Below are 14,388 nucleotides of genomic sequence, written 5' to 3' on the forward strand. Positions count from 1 at the left end.
CAGCATTCACACTTCATCTATCCCGATGAAAGCTACTTTGATGCCATGAACCGCTGGTTTGCCAAAGACAAGTTCACTCAGGTTGCATGGAGCTTAGACGCTGACACCATGACAGTGTTAAACAGCGCTCCTACAGGCACCATCAGCTTTGCCGGCACCACAAACGGCGTGATGCGTGAGCTCAGTCGCCAACTCGGCACGCCATTTGAGTTTACTTATGACCGCACTAAGAACATGGCCGCACTGCATCAGTTCCATGGTCGTGATGTGCAAATCGTCGAAGTCAAAGGCGTCTCAATTCAAGATGCTGTGGCATCGCTAGCAAACGATTATCAATGGCAGTGGCAAGAAAGCAACTGGCACTCGCCGCACAACTTCAAGCTACAGAGTCACTACCCTATCGTGACACCAAAAGGCGATATCAACCGCGCATTAACCACCGTGCTAAACGGTTACCCGCTTGATGCCAAGCTGCTTAATTCAACTCGCACCCTATTTATTACTGCGCAATAAGGACACCAGCCACTATGCGTTTACCTCTTTTAATCATTGCCATGACAGCAGCCTTAAGCGGCTGTATGTCGCAAAACTACCAAGACACCAAACAAGATGCAGACAGTGTGCATGAAGCTATTGAAAGCCATCTAGCCACATCTGCAACCAGCCAAGTGATGAACATCACCCGTCCGCCACTCACTCTTGAACCGCTCAAAACAGAGCGTCAAATCAGTTGGTTAAATGAATCGGTCTCCATCAACGTAGATGGCTTGCCCTTGTCATTGGTGTTATCACAATTAATGGCCGGCGTGGACGCCAACATTTGGTTTGATGGCGATGTGAACCCCAATAAGCCGGTCACATTATCCTTTAAATCCAGTCGCCAAGACGTACTTAATTTGCTCTCTCGTGAAACCGGTTACGGCATGAACGCGACCAAAGATAAGCTTTCAGTCAGTAAGTTTGAGTCTGAAACCTTTGTGATAAGCCTACCTGTAGGTCAATACAGTGGTCAGTTAGGCAGTCAATCCGGCGGTCAAGATACCAAAGTCACCGGCCAATTCCTCAACACCGCTTACTCACAAGTTGATGTGGTCACTGAAATCAGTCAGGGCATTAAAGCCATCTTAAAAGACGATGAAAACGAAGATGAGGACAAACTCATCGGTAGTGTGGAAGTCATTCCGTCAATGACCACCATTGCGGTACGAACAACGCCGGACCGTATGGTGCGGGTCCGCGCACTGGTTGATTCGTTTGAAGCTGAACTTTCAAAACAGGTGTTTCTCGATATTCGCGTCCTAGAGTTTCGCTCTAACAAAGGCCGCGAGCGCGGCATTGATTGGAACTTGGTTAAAGATATCGGCGGCGGTTCACTGGAATTTTATATTCCTGGCACCAACACCATCACTCAAGGTGGTAGTGCGGGCTTAGCCTTCAAAGGCACAGGTAAGTGGGATGGCACCACAGCCCTGATTAAAGCACTAGAAAAACAAGGCACTGTATCAACAGAAACGCCTATCACTGCTTTAGTGTTAAACAATCAACCAAGCCGCATTGCACAAACGCTGACAACTCCTTACCTCTACGAAGTTAAAGCCGAAAACAACGGCGATATCGTCACGGCCAGTGTGACTCGTGCAATCGAAAAAGAGGGCGTGGACATGATGATCACCCCTAAAGTCATGCGCGATCACGTTTGGCTACGCATTGCGGGAAAATTAACCAAGATTGTTAGCGATAAAGAAGAAGTGGTTTACGACGCCTCATTACGCTTTTTAGATACGCGTGAAAGCGAGCTTAACTTCACCAACAAACTGCGTTATGGCCAAACAGTTGTGCTCGGTTCAATCAAACAAATGACCACCACAGCAGAGCACACTAAGCAATTTGGTGTTGATGCCCTTGGCGGTGAAGGCACGCAACTTGCCACTGTTGAAACTCTGGTATTACTCACACCTAAGCGAGTGGAATAATGAACCAATCAATCCCCAGTCATGCGCGGTTACCTCTGACCCATGGCGCACTAAAAAAACATCGGGGACAATACCCCTCCACGTTTGAAAAAATCATCAAAAAGGACAATGCCCAATACCGTTATCACAGCAACGAGCCTGCGTTATGCCGTGGGGAATACTTGCTTTCGATTTTGCCGCCTCATCAGACGGACTGGGTGATGTTCATCGCCCTTGAAGATAACGATAAATGGTACGGCTTACACGCAAAATCAAGCGAAGTGGTACGTGAAAAAATCGCCAGTTTTGATGCGCTTATCACTGATTTTGACCACCCACTCAACCAAAGCGATTTAATCTATATCCATTGTGATGACGTCCCCAAACGATTAACCACGCTCTTTGGGGACAAATTAACGCCGACCGATGTGTCGCTTAACGCTATTCCGCCTCAATATGGTCTCAAGCCACTCAATCGCTTTAGTGCTAAATACGGGTTCGCGATTGGGGCGTTAAGCCTGTGCGCCATCGGTGGACTGTTCGCACTGTCTCAATCTGAGCCACCTCCACCACCGCCTGTCAATCCTTGGGAAAGCTGGAGCCAACATTATCTGTCACTGAACACGGCTGAACACGCCCTACAAAGCGGGGCGTTATTAGTCTCATTGGGATGGGGGCTTCCAATTGATTGGCAACTCAAAGGAGTGGCGCAAGTTGGAGATACCATCAACCTCACTATCGAACCACGAGTAGGCGCCAAACAGGCCACCTTGATGGCTTGGCTTAAAAACAGGCCCAATATCACCACGGTCATTGTAGAAGGACAAAACGTACTCCTCTCTATTCCACTAAAAACCAAACAAGAGCCGGTGCTCTATGTGGTAGGCGATTACCATCATCGGCTATACGACAATTTGAGTCGATTGGGGGTAAAAAATATCACCATGGTTAACAGCCCTGGTAGTAACAACACTCAACAATGGACCTACCAATTCTCGTTGTCAGCCACCAATCTCAACATGCTATCAACACTGAGTAAGTTGCTAGAAAACCAACCGGTGTTTATGACCAACTTCACCATCACGGCGCTCACTCCGCCGTTACTTGATGCAACCATGACATTGACCTTAATCGGTCAATGAGGACATTTTATGACACAACCTCTCGATAGAAACCGCAAAATCTTAATTGGACTATCTGCCACCATGATGATTGCAGCGCTCGGCGCGGGCGCATATACCTTTTTGCAACCGACAAACACGTCTGTACTACAGCCGCTAGAGCCCACATTAACCACGGTCACCGATAGCGTGCCCTATCAGTTACCAGAACATGCGATTGAACAGCAACCAGCCTTAACGCAACACATTCAACCACAGCCAATGCAACAAAGCGCACCGCCCACTCAAGCAATTGAGGATTCCATCCCGGCTAGTGCAAAACAGATCTTAAAACTCAGTGAACAAATTCAATTAAGTGAATTGCAAACAGCAGCAGATAAAGCCGCCCTGAACGCGAAAAATGCAAAATCAGCGCTCAGTGGTCAAAGCCCTGCACCTAGCCAACTTGATAACTTATTTGATGACCGTCAACCCAGCGATAAAACCGTCAACGTACTCGATACCGTCAGCATTAAAAGCTTGGTAAGTACAACCGCCGGCGTCACGGGTTACCTCGCTATCGGTAACGAATTAATGCCCATCAAAAAAGGCTCTCGCATTGGCGATATTCGCGTCATCGATATGACCGCGCAATACGTCGATTTATCTCACAAAGGCAAAACGGCCCGAAAATACCTAGGCTCATGATATGGAACAACCACTTAATATCATCATCGATGCAACCTTAAAGACCTGGTACTTTGAGGAGCGAAAAGTCCTGGCATTAACCACAGGGGAGATCATCACCAGTGATTACAATGCCAGTAACTTAAACAAAATCGCAGATTACATTCAACAATCCGAAACGCTCAACAATGGCCAGTACCTCGGGCAACACCTCCCAATCCGCTTGGTCGATCAAACACAAATTGATATCAGATTTAGCGATGTGGTCGCACTACAGCAACACTCAGAACTCAAAGAAGAAGTTCTGAGTGATATTGGTGCTCGATTTAAGCACTTACAACAACGGGCAGTCGATTTAGGCAGTTCAGATATCCACATTGAGTTGTATGAGCATGAGGTGCAGTTCTACGCCCGCGTGGATGGTCGCCGCATCACATTGGCTGAAACCATGCCTGAGCACAATCATGGAGAGCAATTGTTTGCGTATATCTTTACCTCTAAAGCCACCTCAAAAGACGATGATTATGTCGCCAGCAAACCTAACAATGGTCAATTAGAGCAGCTTTTGTTGTGCCCAAGCGATGACGGCAAAACAAAACAGTCTCGATTAACCCTATGGCGAGCCAGTTACATTCCCATTAAAGGTGGCGGCAAGGTGACCCTTCGTTGGTTAAACGGTCAACAATATATTCCCAAACTTGAAAGCTTGGGTTGGACTACTGGGCATATTGCGGCACTAAGGCAATTCCTAAACAGTCCATCCGGCGTGTGTGCGCTCGCAGGTAAAACTGGTAGCGGTAAAACCACGGCTATCGCCTCCATCATCAGTGAAATTCAAAAAGTACGTTCAGTTCATACCTTAGAAGATCCTCCTGAGTTTAACTTAGGCATTCCACAAACAGCCGTTACGGTGGATAAGAATACCGATACTAAGAGCGGTTTTGCTAGTTACTCTAAGGTCCTGCTTCGTCATGACGTGGAAGTTGAGTTACACGGTGAAATACGTGATCACCCAGGCGCAATGGAAGTCACCCGCAAAGGTGAAACGGGGCAGTTGATTTTCACTACCATTCACACCTCAAGTGCGACCGGTATTGCACATACCTTAACTGAACAGTTTAAGGTGCCAGCATCGGTGGTGTCAGCACCTGGCTTAATGGGCATTTGGGCGTACCAAACCCTAGTCAGAACCCTTTGCCCTCATTGCAAACTTAATCATGAGGAAGCCTTAGCGGCTTATGATACGCATGAGTTAGGTGATGAGTGGCTACGGGCAAACGATGCCATTAATACGCTTATTGAACCTGAATACCGCGAAGACGTGATGTGGCGAAACCCCGATGGCTGCGAACATTGCTACGAGGGGGAAAAAGGCCGCACCGCGCTACTTGAAATGATTGTGCTTGATGATGAAGACCGCCACTTCATCTTGAATAAGGATTATCTTGGCTGGCAAGTCGCCTTAGAGACAAAGGGCTACAAAACCGTGCGAGACCATGCATTAAGCAAAATCAAAGGTGGCGAAATCGACCTATTAACTGCGGCTGGTAAGGTTAATCAGCTCATACCGCAATCCTCAACCGACATTTACGCCACCTTTGGCGTATAAGGAGCATTAAATGGGTTGGCAATTTAGCCACAAGAAACAACTTAAGCTTCTCGACAATATCCATCGCCTAACGGCAGCGGGACTCAAACAACGTGATATCGCGGAACAAATTGCCACTTACGGCAGTACAATTGAGAAACGTATCGCCACTGAATTGCTCACCAGCATTGACAGTGGTCATGGCTTTGCGGAGGGACTGAAAAACTGGATTGACCGCTTATCCTGGCAAGCATTAATTGCCGGCGAACAAGCAGGCGATTTAGAAAGTGGGCTTTATAATGCGTTGCTGACACTTCGCACTCGCAGTGCATCAACCAGTGTATTAGCCAAAGCCCTTGCAAAACCCGTATTAGGCGTCAGTTTAATTCTTGCGGCTTCTGCGGGACTTGCGAGCGGGTTGTTTCCCAAATTCGCATCGATGGTGCCGATGAATCGCTGGGATAGCTTAACTGTATACGCCTATGAGTTTGGCTTATTTTGGCAACAATGGGGCGTAATGTTGGGCACGTTCGTAGCCATCAGCTTAATTGCGGTCTCAATCTCATTGCCCTTACTGACGGGGAAGATGAGAAGTGCCATCAACAATTGGCCGATTTACCGACAATACCGGTTAATCCAAACCAGTGCATTACTTTACTCGTTGGGCAACCTAACAACGGCAAAGTACGGATTGCTCGACTCACTGTCAAATATCAAACAACACGCTTCACCTTTCTTGACCTGGCATATCAATAAAATGATAAGTCATGTACATCAAGGCCGCGTTAACCTCGGCGATATCTTGGACACGGGATTACTCAATCCCAGTGAACAATCCACCTTGAAGTTACTCGGCCAAATCGGCAACAACGCCGATATATTGCTACGCAGCGCCGCCATTCATCACGCGATTATCACTGATGAAGTGGATGCACTTAAAAGCATTGGTACTGATGCCATCAAAATCCTTGGCGCCTTAATCGGCGCTCTGATGGGCGCAGGCGTCGGTATGTTAGTCCTAAACATGGCGACAAACATCGTCATTTAACCCCTCAACCCTTTTCCTTTAACCCCTTTAGTCTTGCGCAATACCGCGTTAAGACTGTTTACTATTGAGACAAAAACATGAAAAAGTTACAAAATCAAAACCGCAACACGACCTTCACCAACAAACAACGCGGTGCTTCGACCGTGGATGTCATGATTGCAGCCGGCTTCATTATCGGCGCTATCTTGTTAACCGTCATGATTGTGCCAAAAGTGCAAGATGCCATGACCATTTCAAGCTTCCAGCGTGACGCTTCAACCATTCAAAGTAGTGTACTGCGCTGGAAGAAAGCCCGCTCAAACTACACTGGCGTGACACTCTCTGAAATCTGTAATCAAAACATCTTAACCAAAGGCGGCACCATTTGTGGTACCTCAAACAACGGCCAGGCAACTAACCCATTTGGCGGTAACTGGACGGTACGCGCTAACAGCAACCCTGGTCTATTTGATATCGTGGCCACATTGCCGAACAACCCAGATTCTATTGCGGAAGTGGCTGACACTATGGCACCGATCACTCGTGGTAACTGTCAAAGTGCAAGTGGCTGTGCCACGTTGCAAGCGACGGGCACCACACTAACAATGACCTTCTAAGGAAGCATAATGAAACCATACCAGCGTGGCGCGTCCACGCTGGATCTGCTTATTGCCTTTAGCTTTGCATTAACGTTATGCCTGCTTCTCCTTCCTACCGTATACCGCACACTTGAACTCACAACAAAAGCCCGCGCCTTGAAAAATGACGTGGCTCAAGTCGTACAAGCGAGCAATATCTGGTACGGAAAAGAGATCATGCGGACTCGATGCTTAACATTGCAACACCCGTTAACCATTGGTGCCCTAATGGATGAGGGGTTAGTCGATAGGCAGATCCAAACTCTAGATTGGAACATTGAAGTCACCTCAATAGACAACGACACAAACCCATTGTGGAACAGGCCAACACGGTTCGTTATCACGGTCACCGTACCGGATGAAGGCTTACGAAACGCTATGCACCAAGCCTTATCCCCTCTTTCGGCTGACAATTCAGCATTAATCTTTGATGCCCCAATTCACGCCGATATCGCCAATACACTCGCCATTATGGATCGCAATACAGGATGCCTCGAATGAACCGACAATCACGCCAACGTGGTTTTGTGGGCGTACTTTCCTTTTTAATCGCGCTCAGTTTTCTGAGCCTATTATTTTTGGAATTTGCCACCGCAAAAACACGCGAACAGAAACTATCACAAGCCGCGCCCTTTTATGATCGGATGAAACATGCGGTACAACAGATCAATGCTTATCAAATGGATAAAGTCGCAGGAGGCAACTACACCATTAACGACCTCGGGATTTTTCCGACACATTGGCGGGACTTAGAGCCCGTTTATCTCACACCGTGCTCTGGTTCAGAGCAAAGCAATGGGTACTGCTTACCGCATAACAAAACACCTTGGGACACAGACATGACCATGGAAGTGAGTTATGTCGTAGGCGAAATTGCCTTACCTCAACTCACTATCACAATCCCAATGCAGCCGAATAGCACAGAGTTTGCGCTTGAACGTGACGCGTATATCGGTGCATTGGGCAAGCTACCTGGCGCCAGAATGGACGAAGCACAAAATGCGGTATTACTTGTGGTATCGCGTCTTGATAACGCCATTCAGCATGACGGTGTGGTTAAACGCTCAGGCAATAACTCAACGTTAACCGGCGATTGGGACGTAGGCGGTGAATTTGCCATTACCAACACCAAGGACGTGTTAGTGCGTAACAGTGACGGAACGCAGAGAAACCTTGCTACGGCCGTCATAGAAACCTTTGTGTCTAAACATGGCGACCGCGTTGATAAACCAAAGTGTCCAACGCACCTAAAACCAGATATTCAGGTCGCAATTAAAGGGATTTTTCCGCACAGCAAGCCTAACCAATTTAATGAAGTGAGTATGCAAAAAGCCTACACCACGGAATATGCCAGTCATTGGACTATCGGCTTGGATTACTACGCTATCAATAAAATCAGCAAAGAATGGGTGTTTATGCATGACGGTGAAGTCAGCGTAAGCCTACGTTGTATTTATCACTAACAGGAGAGACAAATGAAAAAATTAACCCTCGCATTCATGACGTTATGCCTTAGTAGCTCGACACTCGCCATGGAGGGCAAGGTCACCTTTGAAAGTGGCACCGCCTCTGCGATACAAAACCTACACGGTAAAACCATTACCCCCGAAGAAACCGCAGAAACATGGAGGAAATATGCTCAGAAACCTGTATCAACAGGCTCGGGCGGCACCCGTTCAGTGGAAGAGTTCTCGTTTGATAGCACTGTGCATGGCACCGACCCGAAAAAGTTACGACCGTTCTCAACTCATATCTGCGCACTTGGGCAGGTTGCGGGGGAGTACTTTAGGGGACTCAAGGCCATTGATGTACGGGTTCAAAAAAATAACTCAGACGGATATTGGTATTACATTGCGGACGGCTACAACTCTCGCAACTACGGTAAAGCCATTTGCTGGAAACCATAAGTTGATTTAAATCAATTTAATTGCAAATTAACTGAACAAGGCGATCCAAACCGATCGCCTATTCATTCAACAATTATTAAGCAAAGCGCGGTTAAATCAGAAATAGATAGATAACGTAAGAGACACGCTTATATTTGCACCAAACGGAAAAAACAATAAGGTTAAAACCCGCGCAACCCAATAACTAAATTTCTATTTTTCAGTCATTTAAAACTATTGACCGCAAAATAAAAGAGGATCACACTAGCCTTAATAACCTTACTTTTATCGGTGTTATCATGAAAAAAACATTATTAGCTTTCAGTATCCTTGCTGCATCCACAGGTGTTCACGCTATCGAAAATGGCACACCGATATCGGCAACGGATTTCCCCAGTCTCGTAGAGATGGATTGTACAGGCACGCTTATTGGTGGCAAGTGGGTGTTGACAGCTTGGCATTGCACATGGGCCGACACTGGCGGCTTACGCCCAGTAAACCTAGTAGGCGCGGAGACGAATACAGATGGTTCCCAATCTTACACACAAGTGGATGCCATTGATGAAAACCGCTTTAACGGCACCGCAAGCGACATTTCGTTATGGGAACTTGCTCGATCACCAGAGGTAGATAAGGTTTTATTTTTATCGAACACCCCCATTGAACGTGATCTGACATCTGAATTTTCCATCTACGGCTTTGGACAAACTAACCAAAAGTTAAATAGTGCAACTTATCAAATTGATAATTATATTCTCGATGATGAAGAATTACTGTATTTAGGCAATGACTTCAAAAACGGAACCATTGCTCCAGGCGATTCTGGCGGTCCAATTTTATTAGACAACAAAATTGTCGCAATTACGAACGGCATTGGTCCAGGAGAGCCACCAGTAGGTACTCCTGGCGACAACTATCATTCAGCTATCGCCACGCGCCTTTCCTACTCACAAGATTGGATCTTAGAGACGGTTAACGCTTGGCACCACCCGACGATTGGAACGGTTGATGCTGGCAAAAGCACAACGATTGAAGCGCAATCATTGCACATGGGCGCCGTATCTGATGATGCATCGGCAAGTGGTGATATTGAGATTGATGTTGCTAATAGCTCATGTTTAAACGGCTTAATTCAACCATTTGATATCTGTACTTACACGGTAACGAGTGAGAACGGTTATGAAGGCACCCTTACATTGGCTGATGGTCAAACCGTCGTGTTTAACAAGGGCAAGTCTAAGCCGGTTACACCTCCGACACCAACACCGGATGAAGGCGGTTCAAGCGGTGGTTCAATGGGCTTTTTATCCTTGCTAGCGCTATTCGGATTCGGTTTATTACGCAAAGGACAATCACGCCATGGTTAAGTCTACTAACCCAACACCCTGTCTTACTCGTAAAGATTTAGTGAAGTATATCGCGGATAGAATGCCGCAACTACCTCCTCGGGATGTGCGTGCAATGGTTGATTTCTTTATCAAAGATATCACCCACCAAGCCCAAGCGGGTAACAGTGTGCTGCTCACGCGCCTTGGTACGCTACAACAAGTTGAGAAAACAGCAAGACCAGGGCGTAATCCTAAAACGCTTGAGCCTTGTGTCATTCCGGCTAGAAAGCGTTTGAAGTTTTCGTTTGTGCCTAACCTGACCCAAAGGAAAGACATTTAATGACTAAAGTGTACATGCAAGACCTCGCAACACATTTAAGTGATGAATTTCGGTTAGATTTTAAGGATGCTGACCAGTTTGTACGCCATGCTCGCGACTTTTTCGTTCAAAGTATTAAAGCAAATCAACGAATTGAAATGAGACGATTTGGCGTGATTAAGTACACCACGCTAAAAGCGGGAACATCAAGAAATCCAGCTACGGGGCAATCTGTAGAGGTAGGCGAAAGAATTAAACCACTTTTCGCACCATCATCTCGCACAACTGAGCAGCTATAACGCTCATTGATATTTAACGTACCTTATAACCAATAAAACAATATGAACGCAGAATTAGAAATCATTGAAGATACGACATTAAAACCTACCACCCCACGTGCCAAAGACGTAGCCGCCTGGTTATGGATGGTCAACAGGGGAACGGTATTGGTTAAGCACTATGGCGAAGAGCGAATTAACGCGCACTTTGCCTCTAAAGAGGCCGCGGAAACTTACGTGACCAACGCGACCAAACCTTAATCAATCAACATAAACCTGCTTCCTTGCAGGTTTATTTTTATAAAAGAACAAGCCTATGCCCGACACCCTAATATACGTACTTCTCGGCGCCAACTTATCACTACTGTTTGCTTGCGCACTTCAATTAATACCCTGTACAAGCATTTATAAAAAGTCGGCTTACCCGATTGAGATGGCATTTCTCAAGGGCCGCATTGACTTTGCGCTGCGACTGCTTGCGACATTCCTAGTGACACTTGCGCCTATTTATGTCTTTGTGCTGATTAGAGAGCTAACAGTGTGGCACTTTGTACTGCCGTTCTTGTTCGCACCTATCATCATCGCCGCGCTATTTCCCATTGAGTTTCAACGAACCATTGATGCAAAACTGGTGTTAAACAAACCGCTTTGGAGTCCTGTTGCAACGGTGCATTTGAAGGAACACTATCAGCGCTTTGACCGTGATACTTATCTTGAGCTCATCGAACTGGTTAAGCTTCTACCCAACAAAGGTGTCACCAAGATAACCATGGCGTCACCTATGTTTTATTACCCTAATGGCGAGTTAAGAAGCTTTAGGTTACTCGAAAAACAATTGTCATATCACAATGCTAAATTAAGCCATTCCCCTGCGCCATGGTTTGGTTGTATTATCGGCAAAATCAGCATGTTATTGAACAAACCTGATGCAAATAGCACAATTAACCTTCGCCAATGGCACATAATGACCATTGATTTAGAGAACAAAAATGACCAAGCCAACTCCACAAGCCCAAGAGTTTATCTATAGTCGCACTCATGGAAGACCGAAAGCCATTACAGACCCAAAGCCTAAGCCTAAAGAAGTTTTATATTACGCTAAAGCCCGAGCGGGTGTTGGTGAGCATTTGGAACGCGTAGCGCTGGCCCGCGAGTTAGGCATACCGCTTAGCGAACTTGAAGACTTTTAGTGTTAATTTAACCGAGGTACATCGATGAACCCTGCGTTCATAACACTCAGAATACTAGGCTGGATAATGATTACATTATTCAGCCTTTCTTTTACCGCTTACGCCTACGGTTACCGCCTCAACACCAGCTCTTCATTTCCGCCCGGTGTATACGTAATTGACTCAATCAAAGCAGAATACCAAACCAATGACTTAGTATTACTCTGCCCGCCAGATAACCACAGTGTTCGCATTGCATTGGTTCGCGGATATATTGGTAGTGGACAGTGCAAAAGCCAAACCACACCGATGATTAAACGCATTGCGGCAACCTATGGTGATAACGTGGTGCTAGATAGCACCATTACAGTTAATGGGCATGAATTACCTTATACGACGATTCAATCACATGACAGCCGACAGAGACCATTAACACCGTTTGCTCTTAATGGTAATCGTCAGTTTCGAATACCATACCAACATGTCTTCGTATATTCAGACTACGCGCCCAGCAATAGCTTTGATAGCCGCTACTTTGGCTTCGTTCCAGTTGAAAACATTCAAGGCACGGTAAAGCCAGCGTTATTATTCGCTGATATACAAGCGTTTATAGAAGTCGTTAATTTAGGGCTGGATAGCTAGGTGATAGAAAAAAGAAGCGGGCCACTATTACCCGCCGCGATGTAAAACGAATAGTGCCTGACAAGCGGTTATTCGCCGATTTTTTTCGCAAAATAGAGATAATCAATGCGTAGAAATTATCATCTTAAAAACCAAATAATATAAGGTTAAATTTCAGCAGTTCTCTAGGGTGACCGCTTCGGTCGCGGAATATATATCGACAACACCTAATCAGCAACACAATTCGTTCAGTAAGCACTAAAAAAGCACCATCTTTTACACAACATCCTAATACAGCACAAGCTCACAAACAAAAAAACACACTACTGTAAAAAAACCAACTCCCTAGTACCCACACGCCAAAGAAGTTAACAATCATGAATAATAAACACGACAACGCCATTAAGGCGCAAACCCGCACGCAAAAAAAAGCCTCGATGTTAATTCCTCTCGGGGCTTTTTCTTTGGCTATTCCGCTTTCATTGCAAGTGGCCACACAACACTTTGCCGCCTCGTTTGCTTATCAAGAGGCACTGGGTAGCAACGTTAACCACCTGTATGCACCTTGGAAAATCATTAGCTGGTTTAAGCAATATCATGAAATTTATCCAGATATGGTTGTTCAGTCTGCGACCATTGGTCTTGCGCCCTTGATGGCAACAGTTGCAGGCGTACTGGCTTATAAACTGCATGAACAAGCAAAACTCAAAGCCAATCACTACCTACACGGCAGCGCTAGATGGGCCAACAAAGAAGACATCATTAAAGCCGGTCTACTGCATGAAGATGATGCGGACACGGGCACTGGCGTAATCGTCGGTGGATGGGTGGATAATAAAGGGAAAATGCACTACCTATGCCATACAGGTGTTGAGCATGTACTGTGTTACGCCCCTACCCGTTCAGGTAAAGGCGTAGGGTTAGTATTGCCCACATTGCTATCCTGGAAACAAAGCGCCCTCATCACGGATTTAAAAGGCGAGCTTTGGGCACTCACAGCCGGTTACCGTAAGCACATAGGCCAACACGTTCTCAGGTTTGAACCCGCGAGCCGGACAACGGCTTGCTGGAACCCGCTTGACGAAATTCGTGTCGGCACTGATTTTGAAACCGGTGATATTCAAAACCTTTGCACCTTGATTGTGGACCCAGAAGGCAAAGGAATGACATGCCACTTCCAAAAAACCAGTTTTTCATTACTCAGTGGTTTGATAGCCCACGTTATCTACAAATGCAAACAAGCAGAAACCATTGCTACTCTACCAATGGTTGACGCCATCCTATCCTCGCCTAACCGCAGTATCGGTGAGCTATGGACTGAAATGGTGAGCTTTGAGCACTATAAGGCGACTGATACCGAACCTGGACGACAACACCCTCTCGCCGCTGCGGCAGGTCAAGATATGATTGACCGTGAAGAGCGCGAAGCTGGCTCTGTACTTTCATCGGTGAAAAGCTACTTAGTGCTTTACCGTGACCCAGTGGTTGCAGCTGCTATCAGTAAGTCTGATTTCAAAATCAAAGACCTGATGAATAGCGACAAACCAGTCAGCCTTTACATCATTACTCAACCCGTTGATAAGGACCGACTCAAACCGATTATTCGTATCATGATGAACATGATAATCCGGTTGCTAGCTGACGGCTTAACGTTTGAGAACGGAAGGCCAAAAGCCAACTACAAGTTCAAACTGCTTGGCATGATTGATGAATTTCCATCACTGGGTAAGCTGGATATTTTGCAAGAGTCATTAGCATTCGTGGCAGGTTACGGCATTAAGTTCTATTTGATTTG

17 protein-coding genes and 1 pseudogene are annotated in these 14,388 nt (G+C 46.2%); all 18 read left to right on the plus strand.

Annotation, left to right across the window (positions count from 1 at the left end):
- Positions 1–513: pseudogene (locus L2748_RS21380) on the plus strand (hypothetical protein); the annotation flags it as partial.
- Positions 514–527: 14 nt separating this feature from the next.
- A complete protein-coding gene (locus tag L2748_RS21385) occupies positions 528–1,973 on the plus strand; it encodes a type II secretion system protein GspD (protein WP_220782999.1) in 1,446 nt (481 codons plus the stop codon).
- Between the two features lie 200 nt (positions 1,974–2,173).
- Complete coding sequence (locus L2748_RS21390; protein WP_248957740.1) at positions 2,174–3,094, plus strand: hypothetical protein; 921 nt, start codon at positions 2,174–2,176, stop codon at positions 3,092–3,094.
- Positions 3,095–3,103: 9 nt separating this feature from the next.
- Entirely contained in the window at positions 3,104–3,760 is a 657-nt protein-coding gene (locus L2748_RS21395; protein ID WP_220783001.1) for a hypothetical protein, read from the plus strand.
- Between the two features lies 1 nt (position 3,761).
- Positions 3,762–5,348, plus strand: coding sequence for a GspE/PulE family protein (locus L2748_RS21400; RefSeq protein ID WP_220783002.1), 1,587 nt, complete (start codon positions 3,762–3,764; stop codon positions 5,346–5,348).
- Between the two features lie 10 nt (positions 5,349–5,358).
- Positions 5,359–6,375: a type II secretion system F family protein gene (locus tag L2748_RS21405; RefSeq protein WP_220783003.1), complete on the plus strand. Its 1,017-nt coding sequence runs from the start codon at positions 5,359–5,361 to the stop codon at positions 6,373–6,375.
- A gap of 77 nt (positions 6,376–6,452) precedes the next feature.
- A complete protein-coding gene (locus tag L2748_RS21410) occupies positions 6,453–6,971 on the plus strand; it encodes a hypothetical protein (RefSeq protein WP_220783004.1) in 519 nt (172 codons plus the stop codon).
- A 9-nt stretch (positions 6,972–6,980) separates the two neighbouring features.
- Entirely contained in the window at positions 6,981–7,493 is a 513-nt protein-coding gene (locus L2748_RS21415; protein WP_220783005.1) for a hypothetical protein, read from the plus strand.
- Positions 7,490–8,455, plus strand: a complete 966-nt coding sequence (locus L2748_RS21420; protein ID WP_220783006.1) for a hypothetical protein — start codon at positions 7,490–7,492, stop codon at positions 8,453–8,455. The genes L2748_RS21415 and L2748_RS21420 overlap by 4 nt, the downstream gene beginning before the upstream one ends.
- 36 nt (positions 8,456–8,491) lie before the next feature.
- The gene (locus L2748_RS21425) at positions 8,492–8,899 is read left to right on the plus strand and encodes a hypothetical protein (protein WP_220783007.1); all 408 of its coding nucleotides are present in this window, start codon (positions 8,492–8,494) and stop codon (positions 8,897–8,899) included.
- Positions 8,900–9,177: 278 nt separating this feature from the next.
- Positions 9,178–10,245, plus strand: coding sequence for a trypsin-like serine protease (locus tag L2748_RS21430; protein WP_220783008.1), 1,068 nt, complete (start codon positions 9,178–9,180; stop codon positions 10,243–10,245).
- Positions 10,238–10,546, plus strand: a complete 309-nt coding sequence (locus L2748_RS21435; protein ID WP_220783009.1) for an HU family DNA-binding protein — start codon at positions 10,238–10,240, stop codon at positions 10,544–10,546. The genes L2748_RS21430 and L2748_RS21435 overlap by 8 nt, the downstream gene beginning before the upstream one ends.
- On the plus strand, positions 10,546–10,824 hold the full coding sequence (locus L2748_RS21440) for an HU family DNA-binding protein (RefSeq protein ID WP_220783010.1): 279 nt from the start codon (positions 10,546–10,548) through the stop codon (positions 10,822–10,824). Before L2748_RS21435 ends, L2748_RS21440 begins: the two co-directional genes overlap by 1 nt.
- A gap of 42 nt (positions 10,825–10,866) precedes the next feature.
- Positions 10,867–11,064, plus strand: a complete 198-nt coding sequence (locus L2748_RS21445) for a hypothetical protein (protein WP_220783011.1) — start codon at positions 10,867–10,869, stop codon at positions 11,062–11,064.
- A 55-nt stretch (positions 11,065–11,119) separates the two neighbouring features.
- Positions 11,120–11,833 (plus strand): hypothetical protein, encoded by a 714-nt coding sequence (locus tag L2748_RS21450; protein ID WP_220783012.1) that lies wholly within the window; start codon positions 11,120–11,122, stop codon positions 11,831–11,833.
- Positions 11,793–11,993, plus strand: coding sequence for a hypothetical protein (locus L2748_RS21455; protein ID WP_220783013.1), 201 nt, complete (start codon positions 11,793–11,795; stop codon positions 11,991–11,993). The genes L2748_RS21450 and L2748_RS21455 overlap by 41 nt, the downstream gene beginning before the upstream one ends.
- A gap of 24 nt (positions 11,994–12,017) precedes the next feature.
- Positions 12,018–12,614, plus strand: a complete 597-nt coding sequence (gene traF / locus L2748_RS21460; RefSeq protein ID WP_276516348.1) for a conjugative transfer signal peptidase TraF — start codon at positions 12,018–12,020, stop codon at positions 12,612–12,614.
- Positions 12,615–12,970: 356 nt separating this feature from the next.
- On the plus strand, positions 12,971–14,388 hold a 1,418-nt coding region (locus tag L2748_RS21465), incomplete at its 3' end, for a type IV secretory system conjugative DNA transfer family protein (protein ID WP_220783015.1).

The sequence above is a fragment of the Shewanella sairae genome (assembly GCF_023283535.1).
In the GTDB taxonomy this organism is placed as follows: domain Bacteria; phylum Pseudomonadota; class Gammaproteobacteria; order Enterobacterales; family Shewanellaceae; genus Shewanella; species Shewanella sairae.

What these genes read in the sequence shown, in the direction of transcription:
- L2748_RS21385 (WP_220782999.1), top strand. Translation starts at nt 528, where the DNA reads ATGCGTTTACCTCTTTTAATCATTGCCATGACAGCAGCCTTAAGCGGC.
- L2748_RS21390 (WP_248957740.1), top strand. Translation starts at nt 2,174, where the DNA reads ATGTTCATCGCCCTTGAAGATAACGATAAATGGTACGGCTTACACGCA.
- L2748_RS21395 (WP_220783001.1), top strand. Translation starts at nt 3,104, where the DNA reads ATGACACAACCTCTCGATAGAAACCGCAAAATCTTAATTGGACTATCT.
- L2748_RS21400 (WP_220783002.1), top strand. Translation starts at nt 3,762, where the DNA reads ATGGAACAACCACTTAATATCATCATCGATGCAACCTTAAAGACCTGG.
- L2748_RS21405 (WP_220783003.1), top strand. Translation starts at nt 5,359, where the DNA reads ATGGGTTGGCAATTTAGCCACAAGAAACAACTTAAGCTTCTCGACAAT.
- L2748_RS21410 (WP_220783004.1), top strand. Translation starts at nt 6,453, where the DNA reads ATGAAAAAGTTACAAAATCAAAACCGCAACACGACCTTCACCAACAAA.
- L2748_RS21415 (WP_220783005.1), top strand. Translation starts at nt 6,981, where the DNA reads ATGAAACCATACCAGCGTGGCGCGTCCACGCTGGATCTGCTTATTGCC.
- L2748_RS21420 (WP_220783006.1), top strand. Translation starts at nt 7,490, where the DNA reads ATGAACCGACAATCACGCCAACGTGGTTTTGTGGGCGTACTTTCCTTT.
- L2748_RS21425 (WP_220783007.1), top strand. Translation starts at nt 8,492, where the DNA reads ATGACGTTATGCCTTAGTAGCTCGACACTCGCCATGGAGGGCAAGGTC.
- L2748_RS21430 (WP_220783008.1), top strand. Translation starts at nt 9,178, where the DNA reads ATGAAAAAAACATTATTAGCTTTCAGTATCCTTGCTGCATCCACAGGT.
- L2748_RS21435 (WP_220783009.1), top strand. Translation starts at nt 10,238, where the DNA reads ATGGTTAAGTCTACTAACCCAACACCCTGTCTTACTCGTAAAGATTTA.
- L2748_RS21440 (WP_220783010.1), top strand. Translation starts at nt 10,546, where the DNA reads ATGACTAAAGTGTACATGCAAGACCTCGCAACACATTTAAGTGATGAA.
- L2748_RS21445 (WP_220783011.1), top strand. Translation starts at nt 10,867, where the DNA reads ATGAACGCAGAATTAGAAATCATTGAAGATACGACATTAAAACCTACC.
- L2748_RS21450 (WP_220783012.1), top strand. Translation starts at nt 11,120, where the DNA reads ATGCCCGACACCCTAATATACGTACTTCTCGGCGCCAACTTATCACTA.
- L2748_RS21455 (WP_220783013.1), top strand. Translation starts at nt 11,793, where the DNA reads ATGACCAAGCCAACTCCACAAGCCCAAGAGTTTATCTATAGTCGCACT.
- traF (WP_276516348.1), top strand. Translation starts at nt 12,018, where the DNA reads ATGAACCCTGCGTTCATAACACTCAGAATACTAGGCTGGATAATGATT.